The following is a 17,531-nucleotide window of genomic DNA, read 5'->3' as shown; positions in this document are numbered from 1 at the left end:
ACCTGAAGTTCACCGTCGAACTGATCGCACCGATCGCGATGGAAGACGGCCTGCGCTTCGCCATCCGCGAAGGCGGCCGCACCGTCGGCGCCGGCGTCGTCGCCAAAATCATCGAATAATCCCAAAAGGCGCTCCGGGCCAACCCGGGGCGCAGGGTTCGACGAGGGGGGCCGGGTGGTCCGGCCTTCCTCCTATCAACTCCAACGCCTTGAAAGGCTAAGAAAATGCAAAGCCAAAACATTCGCATCCGGCTGAAAGCGTTTGACTACCGTGTGCTGGACGCCAGCACGCAGGAAATCGTCAATACTGCCAAGCGTACCGGTGCCGACGTTCGGGGGCCGATCCCGCTGCCGAACAAGATCGAGAAATTCACCGTTCTGCGTGGCCCCCACGTGAACAAGAAATCCCGCGATCAGTTCGAGATCCGCACGCACAAGCGCCTGCTGGACATCGTTGATCCGACGCCCCAGACCGTGGACGCGCTGATGAAGCTCGACCTGGCTGCCGGTGTCGACGTGCAGATTTCGGTTTAAGGAGGGCAGACAAGATGTTGCGCTCTGGTGTAATCGCAAAGAAGGTCGGCATGACCCGGCTTTTCATGGAAGACGGCCGGCAGGTGCCCGTGACCGTTCTTCAACTGGACAAACTGCAGGTCGTGGCCCAACGCACGCCCGAACAGCATGGCTATGCCGCCGTGCAGCTTGGGGCGGGCACAGCCAAGGCCAAGCGGACCACGAAAGCCATGCGTGGCCATTTCGCCGCTGCCAAGGTGGAACCCAAGCGCAAGGTCGCCGAGTTCCGCGTGGCGCCCGAGGCGATGATCGAGGTGGGCGAGGAAATCACCGCGAACCACTATTTCGAGGGTCAGTTCGTGGATGTCTGCGGCACCTCGATCGGTAAGGGTTTTGCCGGTGCCATGAAACGCCACAACTTTGGTGGTCTGCGCGCCTCGCACGGGGTGTCGATCAGCCACCGCTCGCACGGCTCCACCGGCCAGTGTCAGGATCCGGGCAAGGTGTTCAAGGGCAAGAAAATGGCCGGTCACATGGGTGCCGCACGGGTGACCACGCAGAACCTGCAAGTGGTCAAGACCGACGCCGACCGTGGCCTGATCATGATCAAGGGCGCGGTGCCGGGATCGAAAGGCGGCTGGGTGACGGTCAAGGATGCGGTGAAAAAGCCGTTTCCTGAAAACGCCATTCTGCCCGCCGGCCTGAAATCGATGGCCGAAGAAGCCGCCAAGGCCGCCGAAGAAGCCGCTGCGGCCGCTGCCGCCGAAGCCGAAGCCGCGGCACAGGCCGCCGCCGAGGCCGAACAGGCCGCGCTGGAAGCCGCCGAGGCCGAGGAAGCCAAGGCCGATAAAGTCGCCGAGGCAGAAGCTGCCGAAGCCGAGAAGAAGGAAGGCGAAGAATGAAACTCGACGTGATCAAACTGGACGGCAAGAAGGCCGGCTCGGTCGATCTGGGCGAAGACATCTTCGGCCTGGAACCGCGCGCGGACATCCTGCACCGTGTCGTCCGCTGGCAGCGCAACAAGGCGCAGGCCGGTACGCACAAGGTCAAGACCCGCTCGGAAACCAGCTATTCGACCAAGAAGATCTATCGCCAGAAGGGCACCGGTGGCGCCCGCCACGGCGATCGCAACGCGCCGATCTTCCGCAAGGGTGGCATCTACAAGGGTCCGACACCGCGCAGCCACGCGCATGATCTGCCCAAGAAGGTGCGGATTCTGGGCCTGAAACACGCGCTTTCGGCCAAGGTCAAGGCGGGTGAGCTGGTCGTGATCGACGAGGCAAGCTCGAACGGCAAGACCGCCGCGCTGGCCAAGCAGGTCAAGGACCTGGGCTGGAAACGCGCGCTGATCATCGACGGGGCCGAGGTGAACGCCGATTTCGCCAAGGCCGCCCGCAACATCGAGGGTCTCGATGTGCTGCCGTCGATGGGCGCAAACGTATATGACATTCTCAAGCGTGACACGCTGGTGATCACCAAGGCAGGTGTCGAAGCACTGGAGGCTCGGCTGAAATGAGCGCGAAGGCAGAACATTACGACGTGATCCGCAAGCCGGTCATCACCGAGAAGGCCACCATGGCGTCCGAGAACGGCGCGGTTGTTTTCGAAGTGGCGATGGACAGCAACAAGCCGCAGATCAAGGAGGCTGTCGAGGCGCTCTTTGGTGTGAAGGTCAAGGCGGTCAATACCACGATCACCAAGGGCAAGGTTAAACGGTTCCGGGGGTCTCTCGGCCGCCGCAACCACATCAAGAAGGCCTATGTCACCCTGGAAGAGGGCAACACGATCGACGTGACCACCGGTCTTTGATTGGATTCAAAATTTGAAGAGTAATTTCCCGGCTGCGAAAGTGGCCGGGTTTTTTTTGGGGGATGAGAAAGACGTTTTAGCGCAAATGAAATGTGTTGATGGCCTTGTGCATAACAAGAGCTGTTCAAACCGCCTGAATGTTAGGAGTAGAAAGTGAACAAACAAATTGCATGGGTTATGTGCCTGATCGTTTCTTTCTCTGTGTCGACAAGCCCTGCTGTTGCATCAGAAAATTGCACGGAAATTTCCACGGATTTTCAATTTTGTCAGGGGTCGGAATCCGAAGCCATGCAAGATCGTTGGCGTGTTCATCTGATGTCAGAAATTGGTAGCGATTCTTTGGCCAACAGACTGGCGACTGAGTTCGGGTCGACCGAAAACACTCCCCTGTTAATTGCAGGAATCTCCAACATTTTCTTAACGCATGCGAAGAATTTCCAAACTGGGTTTATATACAAAGCAGAAAGTTTTGCTGAACCCATCGACGGCAAAGAGCTTGCCAGAATAGCGGGGGGCTGGTGCTTTAGCAGCAGAGGTTGATCTCGCAACAAGAGTAGTGCCTGCCAATCAAAAGCGAACTCTGGATGTGACCGTTGATATTCTTGCAACTGGAAATGATGGAAGACCGCCAGTTGTCCGTTTGAGTTACTTTGTTTTTCACGTCATGTCGCACCAACCATACCGCATAGTACCGCCTCTGCATGTGGTTCAGCATTACTCGCTGCACACGAGTGGTAACGGTGACAGAATCCTGTTGAATTCGATGTTTCTCAATCAAAGAACACTGCGTGATTGGGGAGTTTTTCGTAAATTTGATCCTGCAGATGATTTGAGGCCACTGAAAACATCACGAGACGAAATGTTTTCGATACATCAGCGGTTAATTGCAGGGCTGAGAGAGAAAGAGTGACGAGCGTAGGTTGGGGAACAGATCCACCTGACCATGGATTCTGTTCAATCATGGCGGGGAGAGAGGCCCGTATCCATAAAAGGCCAGTATTTCTTGGCGCAAAGGCTTGACCCGGCTAGCGCACTCTCGTAAACGACCCCATCGGCAAGGCCCCGGATTCGTCCGGGGCTCCTGCTTTTGTTCGCAAGAACACGAAATAGCCGGGGACCTTCGGGGCCCTATAACCCGGGTGGCAATCCCACCCAATCACATAGGCAGGACACGCGCCTGCCGTTTGCTAAACGGAAGACAGAAAGCATGGCACTCAAGTCGTATAAGCCAACGACGCCGGGCCAGCGCGGGCTGGTGCTGATCGACCGTTCGGAGCTGTGGAAAGGACGCCCCGTCAAAGCCCTCACCGAGGGTCTGACGAAATCGGGTGGCCGGAACAACACCGGACGTATTACATCACGCCGACGTGGTGGCGGGGCAAAACGCCTCTACCGGATCGTTGACTTCAAACGGAACAAATTCGACGTGACAGGCACGGTCGAGCGGATCGAATACGACCCGAACCGGACCGCGTTCATCGCGCTCATCACCTATGACGATGGCGAAAAGGCCTATATCCTGGCGCCGCAGCGCCTGGCGATCGGCGACAAGGTCGTGTCGTCCGCCAAGGCCGACATCAAGCCGGGCAACGCGATGCCGTTTGCCGGCATGCCCATCGGTACCATCGTGCACAATATCGAGCTGAAGCCCGGCAAGGGCGGTCAGATCGCCCGCGCCGCCGGCACTTACGCTCAGTTTGTTGGCCGCGACGGCGGCTATGCCCAGATCCGCCTGAGCTCTGGCGAGCTGCGCATGGTGCGTCAGGAATGCATGGCGACCGTCGGTGCCGTCAGCAACCCCGACAACTCGAACCAGAATTACGGTAAAGCGGGCCGCATGCGCCACAAGGGCATCCGCCCGTCGGTGCGTGGTGTGGTCATGAATCCGATCGACCACCCCCATGGTGGTGGCGAGGGCCGCACCTCGGGTGGTCGTCACCCGGTCACGCCCTGGGGCAAACCCACCAAGGGCGCCCGTACCCGCAACAAGAACAAGGCGTCGCAGAAGCTTATCATCCGCTCGCGTCACGCCAAGAAGAAGGGCCGCTAACACATGGCACGTTCTGTATGGAAAGGCCCCTTCGTGGATGCTTATGTGCTTAAGAAAGCCGAAGCAGCACGCGAAAGCGGGCGCAATGAAGTCATCAAGATCTGGTCGCGCCGCTCGACGATCCTGCCCCAGTTCGTGGGCCTGACGTTTGGCGTCTACAACGGCAAGAAACACATTCCCGTCAACGTCAGCGAAGACATGATCGGTCAGAAGTTCGGCGAATACAGCCCGACGCGGACCTATTACGGTCATGCCGCCGACAAGAAAGCGAAGCGGAAGTAAGTCATGGGCAAGGAAAAGAACCCCCGCCGCGTGGCCGACAACGAAGCAATGGCAAAACTGCGCATGCTTCGCACCAGCCCGCAGAAACTGAACCTGCTGGCCGCGATGATCCGCGGCAAGAAGGTCGAAAAGGCGCTGAACGATCTGACGTTCTCGAACAAGCGGATCGCGGAAGACGTGAAGAAATGCCTTCAGTCGGCCATCGCCAATGCTGAAAACAACCACAACCTTGATGTGGACGAACTCGTCGTGGCCGAAGCCTATGTGGGCAAGAACCTGGTCATGAAACGCGGCCGTCCACGGGCCCGGGGCCGGTTTGGCGCGCTGCGCAAGCCGTTTTCGGAACTGACGATCAAGGTGCGTGAAATCGAGGAGCAAGCCTGATGGGTAACAAAGTAAATCCGATTGGCATGCGCCTGCAGGTGAACCGCACCTGGGACAGCCGCTGGTATGCCGACACCAAGGACTATGGCAATCTGCTGCTTGAGGACATCGCGATCCGCGAGTTCATCAACAAGGAGTGCAAGCAGGCCGGTGTTTCCCGCGTGATCATCGAGCGCCCCCACAAGAAGTGCCGTGTGACCATTCACACCGCGCGTCCGGGCGTGATCATCGGCAAGAAAGGCGCCGATATCGAGACCCTGCGCCGCAAGCTGGCGGCGATGACCGACAGCGAGCTGCACCTGAACATCGTCGAGGTTCGCAAGCCCGAGCTGGATGCCGCCCTGGTGGGTGAAAGCATCGCACAGCAGCTGGAGCGTCGGGTATCGTTCCGCCGTGCCATGAAACGCGCCGTCCAGAACGCGATGCGCATGGGTGCCCTGGGGATCCGGGTCAACGTCGCGGGCCGCCTCGGCGGTGCCGAGATCGCCCGGACCGAATGGTACCGCGAGGGCCGTGTGCCCCTGCACACCCTGCGTGCCGATATCGATTACGCCAATGTCGAAGCCTCGACACCTTATGGCATCATCGGCATCAAGGTCTGGATCTTCAAGGGTGAGATCATGGAGCACGACCCGTCGGCCCGTGATCGCAAGGCCCAGGAACTCCAGGATGGTCCCGCGCCCCGTGGCGCCGGTGGCCGCCGCTAAGGAGGGAGTGACATGCTACAACCGAAACGCACCAAGTTCCGCAAGCAGTTCAAGGGCCGCATCCACGGCGAAGCCAAGGGCGGCTCTGACCTGAACTTCGGCACCTACGGGCTGAAGGCAACCCAGCCCGAGCGCGTGACAGCGCGTCAGATCGAGGCCGCACGCCGTGCCATGACGCGTCACATGAAACGTCAGGGCCGGGTCTGGATCCGGATCTTCCCGGACCTGCCGGTCACCTCGAAGCCTACCGAAGTCCGGATGGGTAAGGGCAAGGGCTCGGTCGATTTCTGGGCCGCCAAGGTCAAGCCGGGCCGGATCATGTTCGAGATCGACGGTGTATCCGAGGCCGTCGCTGTCGAGGCCCTGCGCCTGGCCGCGATGAAACTGCCGCTGAAAACCCGCGTCGTGGTCCGCGAGGACTGGTAAGCGGCTGGTGGGTTTGCACCTACCCTACGAAACAAAGAAGCCCCGCCGGAACGATCGGCGGGGCTTTTGTGTTTAACGGCCAATTCCGCATTGAGCCCTTTGCGACTACCCGTATTGCAAACGCCGGAATCGTTTTCTTCACAGAAAACGGGACGGAAAATAGCGATTTTCCGATACGGAATTTTCGAAAATTCCGTGTCCGTCAATGAAAGCTCCGTCCACAAAGTCGTCTTCGTCTGGCCTCGCCAAACGGCAAAACCTGGGCTAATGATCGCCCTATGCCCAAGATCACCTCATTTTTTGTCACCCGCCTTTATCATGCCGCCCTGTCCGAGCAGGGCTCCGCGCCGGATGCAGCGGAACTGGAAGCGTCCTGCTATTCGATTGCCGAAGATGACGAAGCGGGGCAGGCGTGGTGTGAGCAGAACGGCTATCCCGGCTATACCTCCTATGCCTCGCTCACCGATCTGGGCTGGCGGTTTCCGGTCTTTGCGGATCTGGTGAAGCTGCTGGACAAGCATGTCGCGGCCTTTGCCGAGGATCTGGAATTCGATCTGGACGGGCGGGAACTGAAGCTCGAAGATATCTGGATCAACATCCTGCCCGAAGGCGGCAGCCATGCTAGCCACATCCACCCGCATTCGGTGATCTCCGGCACAACCTATGTGGCGATGCCCGACGGCGCGAGCGCGCTCAAGCTGGAGGATCCACGTTCGGCGATGATGATGGCCGCACCGGCGCGCAAGAAAGACGCGCGGGAGGAGATGCGAAGCTTCATCTACGTGGCGCCGAAGGTCGGCGATGTTCTGATGTGGGAAAGCTGGCTCAGGCACGAGGTGCCGATGAACATGTCCCTAGACGACCGGATCAGTGTCAGTTTCAACTACGCCTGGGCTTGACCGTTAGCCGTCAAGCGTGGCCCTGAACCGCACGCCGCCCACCAACCCGCGGGCGAAATACCCGGCCATCTTTTCGTAGAAGGTGTGGATGACCTCGTAACCGCCGGGCCCGTGGATGGCCTCGTACCCGCTGCGGTTTTCGCGGAAGGCGGCGAGGCGGGCGGCGGTGAAGGCCGTCCAGTCATCGGTCATGTCGGTAAGGGTGGCGTCGGAGAAACCCGCGTCTTTCAGGGTGCTTTCGTAGTCGGGCAGGGGCACCAGCGAGTTCGGGAAGAGGTGGCGCCGGAAATCCTCGCGCTCCTCCTCGGGCGGGGATGCGATGAGGTAGAGATCCTCGGCAAAGAAATGACCGCCGGGTTTCAGCGTGCGGCTGATCCGGCCCAGGTAACTGGCGCGGTCGGGGATGTGGAAAAGCGCCAGCCAACTGACAACATGGTCAAAGCCGCTTTCGGGCAGATCGACCTGCAGGAAATCCGCGTTGACATGGGTGAGGCACGCGTCGAGCCCCGCACGGGCGGTCAGTTCGCGCGCCACCCGGTCATAGTCCTCCTGCAATTCTATGGCGGTGACATGGGCGCTTGTCCGGTGGGCGATATGGCGGGCGCAGCCACCCCAGCCCGAGCCGACCTCGAGCACCTGGTCGCCCAATCCGATCCTGCATTCGGCAATCGCGACATCCAGCGCATCGGTACCGTGATAATGTAGCTGGTCAAGCTGGCTGAGCACGTCCAGCGGCAACGGTCCATCCCCCAGCCCCCTCGCGCGTAGGTCATCCAGTATCCGCTCGGGCCGGGGATAAAGCTGCATGGATTTGATGTCAGAAGTCATGGTTCCCCTGTTTTTCAGGGACGCTAGCACAGGATGCCGCAAGGGTGCGAGAATTGTTGGGTCGGTGGTGGGGTGGCACGCATCCTGCGATTGTTTTTGTTGCCGCAATTAAGTCTGAATTCGTGGGTAATTTCTGCACGGTAGCAATTGCAGGTCAATGAATGTCAACTTCCTCACTCACAATGCTCACGGCGCGGTCGCGTCGAATAGTGCTGATAGTTGCGTGGGTTTGCCTTGCGAATTATCTGCTGCACCTCTTTCCGATCTCGCTTCTTAGCCTTTTCGATGTCTATCCGTCTGAGATCAAAGAGCAGATAAGAAGCGATCAAACAGGGGCATTGCTGGAAGTCGCGAAAAGAGCAAATGCCTGGCTCGAATTGACGATCGGGCTGGCTCTTCAGGTGGCGCTGGCTTTGTTGGTAGCTCTATTTGTCTGCGTGCGAGAACTGGTTCGTCTACTTTTTAAGGGTCGGAAGGCGTTATCACTCGACTTGCTTAGTTATTCGCTGATGTTTGGTGTCATAGGCTTAGCAGGCTGGTTGATATTTCATTTTGTACTTGGTGGCTTCGCGGTGTTTGCCGGGACGCGGGCGGGAGGGCTGGGCCCGGCATTTATTTTGCTGATGTTTGGAGGGATTGCACTCGCGTCGGTTGTACTGTCGGTCATGTATCTTGTCGAACCGAACACAACTAGGCGGGCGATGCGGCAGGCGTTCGATTCGCGATACGATCCTCGCGGAGACTGAACAAGTTTCATGGCATACACCCTAAGCACCCCTGAAACTTTCCCTTGCCCTCTCTGCCAGCCTCCCTTATACGGCCCCATCTGATGGATTCCGGGGCGTACCGGGATTCGTTTTTGTTTGCAATTCATCCACCGGGTTATTGGTGACCCTGAACCAACCGTCAGGGGCTGGCCGGTGTTTTGGAAAGGAAAAAGGCGATGAACGCCAGTGAACTACGTGACAAGACGCCGGACCAGCTGCGCGATGAGCTGGTGGCACTGAAGAAAGAGCAGTTCAACCTGCGCTTTCAGTCGGCCACAAACCAGCTGGAAAACCCCGCGCGGATGCGCCAGGTCCGCCGTGATGCGGCCCGCGTCAAGACCATCCTGAACGAAAAAGCCGCCGAAGCGGCCAAAGACGCGTAAGGAGAGCCTCTATGCCCAAGCGTATTCTGCAAGGCGTCGTGACCTCCGACGCAAACGCCCAAACCGTCACTGTCTCGGTCGAGCGCCGTTTCAAGCACCCGGTTCTGGCGAAAACCATCCGTAAGTCCAAGAAATACCGGGCTCACGATGAAAAGAACGCTTTCAAGGTCGGCGATACCGTTCGCATCATCGAATGCGCGCCGAAATCGAAAACGAAACGCTGGGAGGTTCTGGAAGCGTAAGCGACCAAAACCTTCCGGTTTAATCGAAACCCTGGGACCAATGACTGAAGAGCGGTCCCAAAGGTCGGGAGAAACCAAATGATCCAGATGCAGACCAATCTGGATGTTGCTGACAATAGCGGCGCACGCCGCGTTCAGTGCATCAAGGTCCTGGGTGGTTCCAAGCGCAAATATGCGTCCGTGGGCGACATCATCGTCGTATCGGTCAAGGAAGCCATCCCGCGCGGCCGCGTGAAGAAGGGCGACGTCCGCAAGGCCGTTGTCGTGCGCACCGCCAAGGAAGTCCGTCGTGAAGACGGCACCGCCATCCGTTTTGACCGCAACGCCGCCGTGATCCTGAACAACGCAGGTGAGCCGGTTGGCACCCGTATCTTCGGGCCGGTCGTGCGCGAGCTGCGGGCCAAGAATTTCATGAAGATCATCTCGCTCGCCCCGGAGGTGCTGTGACATGGCTGCGAAACTGAAAAAAGGCGACAAGGTTGTCGTTCTTGCCGGCAAGGACAAGGGCAAGGAAGGCACCATCGCATCCGTGGACCCAAAGGCCGGCAAGGCCGTGGTCGACGGGATCAACATGGCTGTGCGCCACACCAAGCAGAGCCAGACAAGCCAGGGCGGCCGCATCCCCAAGGCGATGCCGATCGACCTGAGCAACCTGGCATTCCTGGACAAGAACGGCAAAGCGACCCGCGTCGGCTTCAAGATCGAAGACGGCAAGAAAGTCCGCGTTGCCAAGACCACGGGGGACGTGATCGATGCTTGATACTGCAACCTACACCCCGCGTCTGAAGACCCAGTACCGCGAAAAGATCCGCGCCGCCCTCAAGGAAGAGTTCGGCTACAAGAACGACATGATGATCCCCAAGCTGGACAAGATCGTTCTGAACATCGGCTGCGGCAAGGCAGCGGTGAAGGACAGCAAGAAGGCCAAGTCGGCTCAGGAAGACCTGACCACGATCGCCGGCCAGCACGCCGTCATCACCAAGGCCCGCAACTCGATCGCCGGTTTCCGGGTCCGTGAGGACATGCCGATGGGCGCCAAGGTGACCCTGCGCGGCAACCGCATGTACGAATTCCTCGATCGCCTGATCACCGTTGCGATGCCCCGTATCCGCGACTTCCGCGGCGTTTCGGGCAAATCGTTCGATGGGCGTGGCAACTACGCCATGGGCATCAAGGAACACATCATCTTCCCCGAGATCAACTTCGACAAGGTCGACGAGATGTGGGGCATGGATGTCATCATCGCAACCACGGCGCAAACCGACGCTGAAGCCAAGGCGCTGTTGAAGCAATTCAACATGCCCTTCAACAGCTAAGCGGCGGGAGGAAAGACTTATGGCTAAAAAAGCAATGATCGAACGCGAGAAGAAGCGTCAGCGCCTGGTGGAAAAATACGCTGCCAAGCGGGCCGCGCTGAAAGAGATCGTGAATGACGAATCCAAGCCGATGGAAGAGCGTTTCCGCGCCTCCCTGAAGCTGGCGAAACTGCCGCGCAACAGCTCGGCCACCCGGCTGCACAACCGTTGTCAGCTCACGGGCCGTCCGCATGCGTATTACCGTAAACTCAAAGTGTCGCGGATCGCGCTGCGCGAGCTCGGCTCGAACGGCCAGGCCCCCGGCCTTGTGAAGTCCAGCTGGTAAGGGAGATTTGATATGAATGATCCTATCGGCGATATGCTGGCCCGTATCCGCAACAGCCAGATGCGCGGCAAGTCCACCGTGGTGATGCCCGCCTCGAAAATGCGCGAGCGTGTTCTGGGCGTGCTGGCGGATGAAGGCTATATCCGCGGCTTCGAGGCGACCACCGGCAAGGACGGTCATCCGGCCATCGAGGTCAGCCTGAAATATTTCGAAGGCGAACCGGTTATTCGCGAAATGAAACGGGTCTCGAAACCCGGTCGTCGCGTATACCTGGGCGTCGATGACATTCCGCAGGTCCGCCAGGGCCTGGGCGTGTCGATTGTCTCCACGTCGAAAGGCGTGATGTCGGATGCAAGCGCGCGCAGCCAGAACGTTGGCGGCGAAGTGCTCTGCACCGTATTCTAAGGGGGCTTTGAGATGTCTCGTATCGGAAAACAACCCGTTGCACTGCCAAGTGGCGTGACGGCAACCCTGTCGGGCCAGACCATCGAAGTCAAAGGCCCGAAGGACACGCAAAGCTTCACCGCGACCGACGACATCACGCTGACCATCGAAGACGACAAGGTCATCGTGACGCCGCGCGGCAAGTCCAAGCGTGCCCGCCAGCAGTGGGGGATGACCCGCACCGTCATCGCCAACATGGTCCAGGGCTGCAACGACACCTTCAAGAAAGAGCTTGAGATCCGCGGCGTCGGTTACCGGGCGCAGGTTCAGGGCAATGTCCTGAAGCTGAACCTGGGTCTCAGCCACGATGTCGATTTCGAAATTCCCGCTGGAGTGACTGTGACCGCCCCCAAGCAGACCGAACTGGTCGTTGAGGGCACGAACAAGCAGCTCGTCGGTCAGGTTGCGGCCAATATCCGCGACTGGCGCCGCCCCGAGCCCTACAAGGGCAAGGGCATCCGCTACAAGGACGAGTATATCTTCCAGAAGGAAGGCAAGAAGAAGTAAGGACGCGATAAAATGGCAAACAGCAAAAGAACACTGTTCCTTAAGCGCCGCCTGCGCGTTCGGAACAAGCTTCGCAAGGTCAATGCAGGGCGTCCGCGCCTGAGCATTCACCGCTCTTCGAAGAATATCAGCGTGCAGCTGATCGACGACGTCAACGGCGTGACGCTGGCCTCGGCCTCGACGCTGGAAAAAGACCTGGGCGTTGTCGGCAAGAACAACATCGAAGCGGCCACCAAGGTGGGTGAGGCGATCGCGGAACGCGCCAAGAAGGCCGGGGTGAGTGAAGCTTATTTCGACCGTGGCGGTTTCCTGTTTCATGGCAAGGTGAAGGCCGTCGCCGACGCCGCCCGTGAAGGTGGTTTGAAAATCTAACGCGCAGGCGGCCCCGGGGCGTTGGTTCCGGGGCCGCCTCGATGATCCGGGGGCAGGGGCCCACTGGGATCGGGACAACAGGCGCAGCGCGCGCCGCAAGGAAAGGACGCCACTATGGCAAGAGAAGACAACCGCCGCGGAGGTCGCGATCGCGACGAGGCGCCGGAATTCGCCGATCGTCTGGTTGCAATCAACCGCGTATCGAAAACTGTTAAGGGCGGTAAGCGCTTTGGTTTCGCAGCCCTGGTCGTTGTTGGCGACCAGAAAGGCCGCGTCGGATTTGGCAAGGGCAAGGCCAAAGAGGTGCCCGAGGCGATCCGCAAGGCCACCGAGCAGGCCAAGCGGCAGATGATCCGCGTGCCGCTGCGCGAAGGCCGCACGCTGCACCACGATGTCGAAGGCCGTCATGGCGCGGGCCGCGTGGTGATGCGCACCGCGCCCACCGGTACCGGTATCATCGCCGGTGGTCCGATGCGCGCCGTGTTCGAGATGCTGGGCGTTCAGGACGTTGTTGCCAAGTCGGTCGGTTCGCAGAACCCCTATAACATGATCCGCGCCACGCTGGACGGCCTGAAGAAAGAGGCCAGCCCCCGCATGGTGGCGCAGCGTCGCGGTAAGAAGGTTGCCGACATCCTGAAAAAGGATGACGCCCCCGCCGCCGAAGCGGCCGCGGAAGCGTAAGGAGAGCGAAAAATGGCCAAGACCATCGTAGTAAAACAGATCGGCTCGCCGATCCGCCGCCCCGCCAAACAGCGCCAGACGCTGATCGGCCTGGGCCTGAACAAGATGCACAAGACCCGCGAGCTGGAAGATACGCCCGCGGTACGCGGCATGATCGCCAAGATCTCGCATATGGTCGAGATCATCGAAGAAAAAGGGTAAGCGCCTTCCAGGAAATCGTCCCGTGGACGGTTTCAGGCGCGAACGGGCGGAGCCCCGGCCTTTGACACAAGAACGCCCCGGTCAGAAACGGCCGGGGTTTTTCACTACCCTACTGTCTTGAAATCAATGATCCTGGAAGAAATCCGGTCTGCCGCCGCGCTGCCCATGGTCTGATCCTGTGCCGGTTTCTCGGATTGAGCTTAGCCGGTTTTCCAAACACGAAGACAGGCGACAAAGGGCAGCTGTTCTTGCGCAGGGCAGATCACCGGCATTTTGCACGAGCACCAATTGAGACGGTCCGCCAGGCAGCCGCTGTGCTGCCGCAGACAGGCTCAGCCTTCTTCTGACAGCAGCCGGTCCGCCTTCTTGCGCACCAGTACCGTGCGCAGGTCGTGCATGGCCAGCAGCAGCGCGTCGGTGACCTCTTCCAGCTGTTCATCGGTGGCCCTGGACTGTGCCCAATGGGTCGTGGTGTTCAGGTAATCGACCGCGCGGTGGATGTCGTCAATGTCGCGATATTCGACCAGTTCCAGCCGCTCGGCCATCCATTCCTTGATTACTTCCAGATCACGCGCGCTCAGCGTCCGCTCGCCATGGGGCTTGATCTCGCCCTTGCGGATATTGACCACGGCGATCTGGTCCATGTCGATGCGGCGCTGCCGGTTTTCGGTATCCACGCGGAAAACAAAGGCGCCGTTTTCGCGCACCCTGAAATAATACTCCGGCAGTTCCCCGGCCATAGCGCCCCCTTAACTCAGCGAGGCGCAGAATTTCTGGATGCGCGTGCATGCCTCTTTCAACGCCTCGTCGGACGTAGCGTAGCTGACCCGGAAGTTCGGGGAAAGCCCGAAGGCCGCACCAAAGACGACGGCCACGCCGGTCTCTTCCAGCAAGGCAGTGGCAAAGGCCTCGTCATTTTCGATAACGGCCCCCTTGGCGGTGGTCTTGCCAATCAGATCTGCGATGGAGGGGTAGACATAGAACGCGCCATCGGGCGTCGGGCAGACGATCCCCCGGGCGTCGTTCAGCATCTGTACCACCATGTCGCGGCGGCGCTTAAAAACCTCGTTATTGCTGGCCAGGAAATCCTGTGTGCCGTTCAGCGCTTCGACCGCCGCCCACTGGCTGACCGAGCAGGGATTTGAGGTGCTTTGCGACTGGATCTTGCGCATGGCGGCGATCAGTTTCTCGGGCCCGGCCGCATAGCCGATCCGCCAGCCGGTCATCGCGTAGGCCTTGGAAACCCCGTTGCAGGTCAGCGTGCGATCATAAAGCTGCGGCTCGACCTGCGCGGGCGTGCAGAACTCGAAATCGCCATAGGCCAGGTGCTCGTACATGTCGTCGGTCATGACCCATACATGCGGGTGGCGCAGCAGCACGTCGGTCAGCGCCTTCAGTTCGTCCCGGCTGTAGCCCGCACCAGTGGGGTTCGAGGGCGAGTTGAAGATGAACCACTTGGTCTTGGGGGTGATGGCAGCGTCAAGCTGGTCAGGCGTCAGCTTGTAGCCGGTCTCGATCGAGGCCTCGGCGATAACCGGCTCACCGCCCGCCAGCAGAACCATGTCCGGGTAGCTGACCCAGTAGGGCGCCGGGATCACCGCCTCGTCACCGGGATTCAGCGTGGCCATCAGGGCGTTGTAAAGGATTTGTTTACCACCCGTCCCCACACTGACCTGGGCGGGCACATAATCCAGCCCGTTTTCACGGTTGAACTTGGCGCAGATCGCCTGTTTCAGTTCAGGAATTCCATCGGGAGCGGTGTATTTGTTTTTCCCGTCATGGATGGCCTGAATGGCAGCGGCCTTGATGTTGTCGGGCGTGTCGAAATCCGGCTCACCGGCCCCCAGGCCGATGACATCCTGGCCCGCCGCCTTCATTTCGGCGGCCTTGGTCGAAACGGCGATCGTCGGCGACGGTTTGACGCGTGATAATGTCGCGGAAAGCAGGTTCATTGGGGTCTCCGGTTTGTATAACCATGGCGCATCTCTTAGGTTGTGCACGAAGCCGGTTCAAGCAGGATCGCAGGAAAGGAAGTTAATATGACCGTTGAAAACTCCGAACACTGGTACGACCCGCAGGCAACGACATTTGGCGACCGTGTCGCAGGGGCCCGCGAACAGACCGGGATGTCCCAGGCCGACCTGGCCAAACGGCTTGGAATCAAGGTCAAGACCCTCGTCAGCTGGGAAAATGACGTCTCCGAACCGCGCGCCAACAAGCTGTCGATGATGGCTGGTCTGCTGAACGTGTCGCTGCGCTGGTTGCTGACCGGCGAGGGTGACGGCCCCACGGATGAGGGCGCGGATAGCCGGCTTGTGATGAATGCCGCGGCGGCCCTGTCGGAAATCCACGATGTGCGGGCACAGCTGGCGGCCTCGTCGGCCCGTCTTGCCCGGCTCGAGGAAAGCTTGCGCGACATGCGCGAGGCAGTACCGGTTGACTGAAGACCGGGCGACACGTCTGAAACGACTTCGGATGCGGTCGATGCGTCGCGGCATCAAGGAGATGGATATCATCCTCAGCCGCTACGCCGATGACCGTTTGATCCAGCTGAACGCCGCGCAGCTTGACACCTATGATGCGCTGCTTTCGGAGAACGATCAGGACTTGTACCAGTGGGTCACGGGGCAGGAGGCCGCCCCGCCCCGGTTTGCCGCCTTGGTGGCAGATATTTCGGCCCGTCTGATGACCGGCCGCTAGGCGAACAGCAAGAACAATCAAACCGGCCCGTCCTGCACCGGCGCAGGCAATAACAGGCACCGCGCCTCTGCATCCGCATGATCGCCCACCTGCGTTTCCGCGTCGCATCGATCTTGAGGGCGCGGCAGGCGGCGGGTCGACATCACGTCACCATGTTGGCGTTCCCGGATCGGAGCCCGGCCGCGAGCGCGAGGGCCTCCAAGGGGGCTCAGCGCATCACGAACGGGTTGGCCATGGGCGCGTCCGAGGTGTTCATCCATACCGTCTTGGGGCGCGTGTAGTCATACATTGCCTGGAACCCGCTTTCGCGGCCATAGCCCGATCCCTTGACCCCGCCAAACTCGGCAATCGGCGAGACGACCCGGTAGGTGTTCACCCAGACGATCCCGGCGCGCACCGCGTCGGCCATCCGCAGGGAGCGCGCGCTGTCGCGGGTGAAGATGCCAGCGGCAAGCCCGTGTTCGGTGTCATTGGCAAGTTCGATCACCTCGTCCTCGGTCCTGAAGCGCTGAACGCACAGGACCGGACCGAACAGCTCGGTATCGACGATGCGCAGATCCTGCCGCGGGCAGGCGACGATGGTGGGTTCGAAAAAGAGGCCCGGCATGCCTTCGGGCCTTTTCCCGCCAGTCAGTACCGTCGCGCCCTCCTTCACCGCGAAGGTCAGTTCGCTCTCGATCCTGTCGCGTTGTCCGGATGTGCAAAGCGGCCCCATCTGCGTCTCCTCTGCCAGCGGATCACCAATCTTGATCTCGCGGGCCTGCGCAATCATCCGCTCAAGGAATTCGTCGGCAATGTCTTCGTGCAGGTAAAGCCGCGATCCGGCGACACAGCTCTGCCCCGTCGCGCCGAAGATGCCCGCGATGGAGGCATTGACCGCGCTTTCGATATCGGCGTCGTCAAAGACGATGAAAGGGGATTTGCCGCCAAGCTCGAGGCTCACCTCGGCAAAGTTGTTCTTGGTGTTCTCCAGCACATGCCGCGCCGCGCCGGGCCCGCCGGTGAACGAGACCCGCGCCACCAGCTTGTGCCCGGTCAGGGCGCGGCCGCAGGGGTCTCCGTGGCCGGTCACGATATTGATGACGCCGGGCGGGAAACCAGCCTCTTCGAACAGCCTGCCGAATTCCAGCATCGCGGCAGAGGCATGTTCCGACGCTTTCAGCACCACCGTGTTGCCCGCCGCCAGGGCCGGTCCGACCTTTACCGCCGCGAGGAAGAGCTGGCTGTTCCATGGCACGACGGCCGCCACCACGCCCAGTGGCGCGCGCTTGGTGAAAACGAACAGGTCCGGTTTGTCGATCGGCAGCGTTTCACCGCTGATCTTGTCGGCGCAACCGGCGTAGAACTGGAAGAACTCGGCGATGTACTTTGCCTGCCAGCGGGTTTCCTTGAGCATCTTGCCGGTGTCGATGGTCTCGATCCGGCCCAGCTCCTCGGACCTGTCGGCCAGCAGCTCTGCCAGCCTTCGCAGATGTCTGCCGCGCTCGGTCGGGGTCATTCTGGCCCAGGGACCGGTGGTGAACGCCTCATGGGCGGCGCGCACGGCGCGGTCGACATCTTGCTCGGTCGCCTCGGGCACCCGCGACCAGACCTCTCCGGTACTCGGGTTCCGGCTGTCGAAAGTACCGCCATCCGAGGCCGCGACCCACTCGCCCCCGATCAGCATCCGGTAGTTCTGCAGGCCGCTCATTTGTCT

General features: G+C 60.2%; 30 protein-coding genes. 26 read left to right on the top strand and 4 right to left on the bottom strand.

Translation table 11 applies throughout. The annotated features are described in order from the left end of the window. The 12 genes from AAFO92_RS14640 to AAFO92_RS14585 form a co-directional block, all read left to right on the top strand. Positions 1-119 (top strand): hypothetical protein (locus AAFO92_RS14640; protein ID WP_347536385.1); only part of this gene is annotated, 119 nt, incomplete at its 5' end. Positions 120-224: 105 nt separating this feature from the next. After that, on the top strand, positions 225-533 hold the full coding sequence (rpsJ, locus tag AAFO92_RS14635; protein ID WP_057795293.1) for a 30S ribosomal protein S10: 309 nt from the start codon (positions 225-227) through the stop codon (positions 531-533). A gap of 14 nt (positions 534-547) precedes the next feature. Beyond that, a complete protein-coding gene (rplC, locus tag AAFO92_RS14630) occupies positions 548-1,414 on the top strand; it encodes a 50S ribosomal protein L3 (protein ID WP_347536371.1) in 867 nt (288 codons plus the stop codon). Further along, positions 1,411-2,028 (top strand): 50S ribosomal protein L4, encoded by a 618-nt coding sequence (gene rplD, locus AAFO92_RS14625; protein WP_347536369.1) that lies wholly within the window; start codon positions 1,411-1,413, stop codon positions 2,026-2,028. Before rplC ends, rplD begins: the two co-directional genes overlap by 4 nt. After that, a complete protein-coding gene (locus AAFO92_RS14620; protein WP_306113450.1) occupies positions 2,025-2,321 on the top strand; it encodes a 50S ribosomal protein L23 in 297 nt (98 codons plus the stop codon). Before rplD ends, AAFO92_RS14620 begins: the two co-directional genes overlap by 4 nt. A 153-nt stretch (positions 2,322-2,474) precedes the next feature. Beyond that, the gene (locus tag AAFO92_RS14615; RefSeq protein ID WP_347536367.1) at positions 2,475-2,861 is read left to right on the top strand and encodes a hypothetical protein; all 387 of its coding nucleotides are present in this window, start codon (positions 2,475-2,477) and stop codon (positions 2,859-2,861) included. 667 nt (positions 2,862-3,528) lie between these two features. Next, positions 3,529-4,371 carry a 50S ribosomal protein L2 gene (gene rplB / locus AAFO92_RS14610; RefSeq protein WP_347536366.1) on the top strand — a complete coding sequence of 281 codons (843 nt, stop codon included), beginning with the start codon at positions 3,529-3,531 and terminating at the stop codon, positions 4,369-4,371. Positions 4,372-4,374: 3 nt separating this feature from the next. After that, a complete protein-coding gene (gene rpsS, locus AAFO92_RS14605) occupies positions 4,375-4,653 on the top strand; it encodes a 30S ribosomal protein S19 (RefSeq protein ID WP_024088539.1) in 279 nt (92 codons plus the stop codon). A gap of 3 nt (positions 4,654-4,656) precedes the next feature. Then, a complete protein-coding gene (gene rplV, locus AAFO92_RS14600; protein ID WP_347536365.1) occupies positions 4,657-5,037 on the top strand; it encodes a 50S ribosomal protein L22 in 381 nt (126 codons plus the stop codon). After that, positions 5,037-5,744, top strand: coding sequence for a 30S ribosomal protein S3 (gene rpsC, locus AAFO92_RS14595; RefSeq protein WP_347536364.1), 708 nt, complete (start codon positions 5,037-5,039; stop codon positions 5,742-5,744). Before rplV ends, rpsC begins: the two co-directional genes overlap by 1 nt. A gap of 12 nt (positions 5,745-5,756) precedes the next feature. Beyond that, positions 5,757-6,170, top strand: a complete 414-nt coding sequence (gene rplP, locus AAFO92_RS14590; protein WP_347536363.1) for a 50S ribosomal protein L16 — start codon at positions 5,757-5,759, stop codon at positions 6,168-6,170. Between the two features lie 278 nt (positions 6,171-6,448). Further along, positions 6,449-7,069: a 2OG-Fe(II) oxygenase family protein gene (locus AAFO92_RS14585; RefSeq protein ID WP_347536361.1), complete on the top strand. Its 621-nt coding sequence runs from the start codon at positions 6,449-6,451 to the stop codon at positions 7,067-7,069. Positions 7,070-7,072: 3 nt separating this feature from the next. Here AAFO92_RS14585 and AAFO92_RS14580 read toward each other — a convergent pair whose 3' ends face one another. Further along, a complete protein-coding gene (locus AAFO92_RS14580) occupies positions 7,073-7,897 on the bottom strand; it encodes a class I SAM-dependent methyltransferase (protein ID WP_347536359.1) in 825 nt (274 codons plus the stop codon). 161 nt (positions 7,898-8,058) lie between these two features. Between AAFO92_RS14580 and AAFO92_RS14575 the strand changes: the two genes are divergently transcribed. The 12 genes from AAFO92_RS14575 to rpmD all read left to right on the top strand — a co-directional run bounded on the left by AAFO92_RS14575 (position 8,059) and on the right by rpmD (position 13,135). Next, positions 8,059-8,643 carry a hypothetical protein gene (locus tag AAFO92_RS14575; protein ID WP_347536357.1) on the top strand — a complete coding sequence of 195 codons (585 nt, stop codon included), beginning with the start codon at positions 8,059-8,061 and terminating at the stop codon, positions 8,641-8,643. Positions 8,644-8,840: 197 nt separating this feature from the next. Further along, complete coding sequence (rpmC, locus tag AAFO92_RS14570) at positions 8,841-9,047, top strand: 50S ribosomal protein L29 (RefSeq protein ID WP_347536355.1); 207 nt, start codon at positions 8,841-8,843, stop codon at positions 9,045-9,047. Positions 9,048-9,058: 11 nt separating this feature from the next. Beyond that, positions 9,059-9,289, top strand: coding sequence for a 30S ribosomal protein S17 (gene rpsQ / locus AAFO92_RS14565; protein WP_347536354.1), 231 nt, complete (start codon positions 9,059-9,061; stop codon positions 9,287-9,289). 78 nt (positions 9,290-9,367) lie between these two features. Further along, positions 9,368-9,736 (top strand): 50S ribosomal protein L14, encoded by a 369-nt coding sequence (gene rplN, locus AAFO92_RS14560; RefSeq protein ID WP_007427594.1) that lies wholly within the window; start codon positions 9,368-9,370, stop codon positions 9,734-9,736. 1 nt (position 9,737) lies between these two features. Beyond that, the gene (rplX, locus tag AAFO92_RS14555; protein WP_347536351.1) at positions 9,738-10,049 is read left to right on the top strand and encodes a 50S ribosomal protein L24; all 312 of its coding nucleotides are present in this window, start codon (positions 9,738-9,740) and stop codon (positions 10,047-10,049) included. Further along, the gene (gene rplE, locus AAFO92_RS14550) at positions 10,042-10,605 is read left to right on the top strand and encodes a 50S ribosomal protein L5 (protein ID WP_347536349.1); all 564 of its coding nucleotides are present in this window, start codon (positions 10,042-10,044) and stop codon (positions 10,603-10,605) included. The genes rplX and rplE overlap by 8 nt, the downstream gene beginning before the upstream one ends. 19 nt (positions 10,606-10,624) lie before the next feature. Then, positions 10,625-10,930 (top strand): 30S ribosomal protein S14, encoded by a 306-nt coding sequence (rpsN, locus tag AAFO92_RS14545; RefSeq protein WP_306113458.1) that lies wholly within the window; start codon positions 10,625-10,627, stop codon positions 10,928-10,930. 12 nt (positions 10,931-10,942) lie between these two features. Beyond that, entirely contained in the window at positions 10,943-11,335 is a 393-nt protein-coding gene (gene rpsH / locus AAFO92_RS14540; RefSeq protein ID WP_347536347.1) for a 30S ribosomal protein S8, read from the top strand. A gap of 12 nt (positions 11,336-11,347) precedes the next feature. Next, positions 11,348-11,881 carry a 50S ribosomal protein L6 gene (gene rplF, locus AAFO92_RS14535; RefSeq protein WP_347536345.1) on the top strand — a complete coding sequence of 178 codons (534 nt, stop codon included), beginning with the start codon at positions 11,348-11,350 and terminating at the stop codon, positions 11,879-11,881. Between the two features lie 12 nt (positions 11,882-11,893). After that, positions 11,894-12,253, top strand: a complete 360-nt coding sequence (gene rplR, locus AAFO92_RS14530; RefSeq protein ID WP_347536343.1) for a 50S ribosomal protein L18 — start codon at positions 11,894-11,896, stop codon at positions 12,251-12,253. Positions 12,254-12,367: 114 nt separating this feature from the next. Beyond that, positions 12,368-12,934: a 30S ribosomal protein S5 gene (gene rpsE / locus AAFO92_RS14525; RefSeq protein WP_347536341.1), complete on the top strand. Its 567-nt coding sequence runs from the start codon at positions 12,368-12,370 to the stop codon at positions 12,932-12,934. A gap of 12 nt (positions 12,935-12,946) precedes the next feature. Next, complete coding sequence (gene rpmD, locus AAFO92_RS14520) at positions 12,947-13,135, top strand: 50S ribosomal protein L30 (RefSeq protein ID WP_347536339.1); 189 nt, start codon at positions 12,947-12,949, stop codon at positions 13,133-13,135. A 332-nt stretch (positions 13,136-13,467) separates the two neighbouring features. Here the strand turns inward: rpmD and AAFO92_RS14515 are convergent, their stop codons facing one another. After that, positions 13,468-13,875 carry a hypothetical protein gene (locus tag AAFO92_RS14515; protein ID WP_347536337.1) on the bottom strand — a complete coding sequence of 136 codons (408 nt, stop codon included), beginning with the start codon at positions 13,873-13,875 and terminating at the stop codon, positions 13,468-13,470. 9 nt (positions 13,876-13,884) lie between these two features. Further along, complete coding sequence (locus tag AAFO92_RS14510; protein WP_347536335.1) at positions 13,885-15,087, bottom strand: pyridoxal phosphate-dependent aminotransferase; 1,203 nt, start codon at positions 15,085-15,087, stop codon at positions 13,885-13,887. Between the two features lie 87 nt (positions 15,088-15,174). Here AAFO92_RS14510 and AAFO92_RS14505 point away from each other — a divergent pair, with 87 nt between their 5' ends. Beyond that, on the top strand, positions 15,175-15,579 hold the full coding sequence (locus tag AAFO92_RS14505) for a helix-turn-helix transcriptional regulator (protein ID WP_347536333.1): 405 nt from the start codon (positions 15,175-15,177) through the stop codon (positions 15,577-15,579). A 31-nt stretch (positions 15,580-15,610) separates the two neighbouring features. Continuing rightward, on the top strand, positions 15,611-15,835 hold the full coding sequence (locus AAFO92_RS14500) for a succinate dehydrogenase assembly factor 2 (protein WP_347536331.1): 225 nt from the start codon (positions 15,611-15,613) through the stop codon (positions 15,833-15,835). A 208-nt stretch (positions 15,836-16,043) separates the two neighbouring features. Here AAFO92_RS14500 and AAFO92_RS14495 read toward each other — a convergent pair whose 3' ends face one another. Continuing rightward, a complete protein-coding gene (locus AAFO92_RS14495) occupies positions 16,044-17,525 on the bottom strand; it encodes an aldehyde dehydrogenase (protein ID WP_347536329.1) in 1,482 nt (493 codons plus the stop codon). Positions 17,526-17,531: the final 6 nt, after the last annotated feature.

Origin of the sequence: Roseovarius sp. CAU 1744, from assembly GCF_039839345.1 — a bacterium.
Lineage (GTDB): Bacteria > Pseudomonadota > Alphaproteobacteria > Rhodobacterales > Rhodobacteraceae > Roseovarius.
Note: the sequence above shows the minus strand (reverse complement) of the source record. Positions and strands in the feature narration are given on the sequence as shown.

Coding starts and splice junctions, on each gene's coding strand:
- rpsC (WP_347536364.1), top strand. CDS start 5,037: ATGGGTAACAAAGTAAATCCGATTGGCATGCGCCTGCAGGTGAACCGC.
- AAFO92_RS14500 (WP_347536331.1), top strand. CDS start 15,611: ATGCGGTCGATGCGTCGCGGCATCAAGGAGATGGATATCATCCTCAGC.
- rpmC (WP_347536355.1), top strand. CDS start 8,841: ATGAACGCCAGTGAACTACGTGACAAGACGCCGGACCAGCTGCGCGAT.
- rpsS (WP_024088539.1), top strand. CDS start 4,375: ATGGCACGTTCTGTATGGAAAGGCCCCTTCGTGGATGCTTATGTGCTT.
- rplN (WP_007427594.1), top strand. CDS start 9,368: ATGATCCAGATGCAGACCAATCTGGATGTTGCTGACAATAGCGGCGCA.
- rplP (WP_347536363.1), top strand. CDS start 5,757: ATGCTACAACCGAAACGCACCAAGTTCCGCAAGCAGTTCAAGGGCCGC.
- rplD (WP_347536369.1), top strand. CDS start 1,411: ATGAAACTCGACGTGATCAAACTGGACGGCAAGAAGGCCGGCTCGGTC.
- rplB (WP_347536366.1), top strand. CDS start 3,529: ATGGCACTCAAGTCGTATAAGCCAACGACGCCGGGCCAGCGCGGGCTG.
- rpmD (WP_347536339.1), top strand. CDS start 12,947: ATGGCCAAGACCATCGTAGTAAAACAGATCGGCTCGCCGATCCGCCGC.
- AAFO92_RS14580 (WP_347536359.1), bottom strand. CDS start 7,897: ATGACTTCTGACATCAAATCCATGCAGCTTTATCCCCGGCCCGAGCGG.
- rplV (WP_347536365.1), top strand. CDS start 4,657: ATGGGCAAGGAAAAGAACCCCCGCCGCGTGGCCGACAACGAAGCAATG.
- AAFO92_RS14585 (WP_347536361.1), top strand. CDS start 6,449: ATGCCCAAGATCACCTCATTTTTTGTCACCCGCCTTTATCATGCCGCC.
- rpsE (WP_347536341.1), top strand. CDS start 12,368: ATGGCAAGAGAAGACAACCGCCGCGGAGGTCGCGATCGCGACGAGGCG.
- rpsH (WP_347536347.1), top strand. CDS start 10,943: ATGAATGATCCTATCGGCGATATGCTGGCCCGTATCCGCAACAGCCAG.
- rplF (WP_347536345.1), top strand. CDS start 11,348: ATGTCTCGTATCGGAAAACAACCCGTTGCACTGCCAAGTGGCGTGACG.
- rpsJ (WP_057795293.1), top strand. CDS start 225: ATGCAAAGCCAAAACATTCGCATCCGGCTGAAAGCGTTTGACTACCGT.
- AAFO92_RS14495 (WP_347536329.1), bottom strand. CDS start 17,525: ATGAGCGGCCTGCAGAACTACCGGATGCTGATCGGGGGCGAGTGGGTC.
- AAFO92_RS14575 (WP_347536357.1), top strand. CDS start 8,059: ATGTCAACTTCCTCACTCACAATGCTCACGGCGCGGTCGCGTCGAATA.
- rpsQ (WP_347536354.1), top strand. CDS start 9,059: ATGCCCAAGCGTATTCTGCAAGGCGTCGTGACCTCCGACGCAAACGCC.
- rplC (WP_347536371.1), top strand. CDS start 548: ATGTTGCGCTCTGGTGTAATCGCAAAGAAGGTCGGCATGACCCGGCTT.
- AAFO92_RS14620 (WP_306113450.1), top strand. CDS start 2,025: ATGAGCGCGAAGGCAGAACATTACGACGTGATCCGCAAGCCGGTCATC.
- rpsN (WP_306113458.1), top strand. CDS start 10,625: ATGGCTAAAAAAGCAATGATCGAACGCGAGAAGAAGCGTCAGCGCCTG.
- rplE (WP_347536349.1), top strand. CDS start 10,042: ATGCTTGATACTGCAACCTACACCCCGCGTCTGAAGACCCAGTACCGC.
- AAFO92_RS14505 (WP_347536333.1), top strand. CDS start 15,175: ATGACCGTTGAAAACTCCGAACACTGGTACGACCCGCAGGCAACGACA.
- rplX (WP_347536351.1), top strand. CDS start 9,738: ATGGCTGCGAAACTGAAAAAAGGCGACAAGGTTGTCGTTCTTGCCGGC.
- rplR (WP_347536343.1), top strand. CDS start 11,894: ATGGCAAACAGCAAAAGAACACTGTTCCTTAAGCGCCGCCTGCGCGTT.
- AAFO92_RS14515 (WP_347536337.1), bottom strand. CDS start 13,875: ATGGCCGGGGAACTGCCGGAGTATTATTTCAGGGTGCGCGAAAACGGC.
- AAFO92_RS14510 (WP_347536335.1), bottom strand. CDS start 15,087: ATGAACCTGCTTTCCGCGACATTATCACGCGTCAAACCGTCGCCGACG.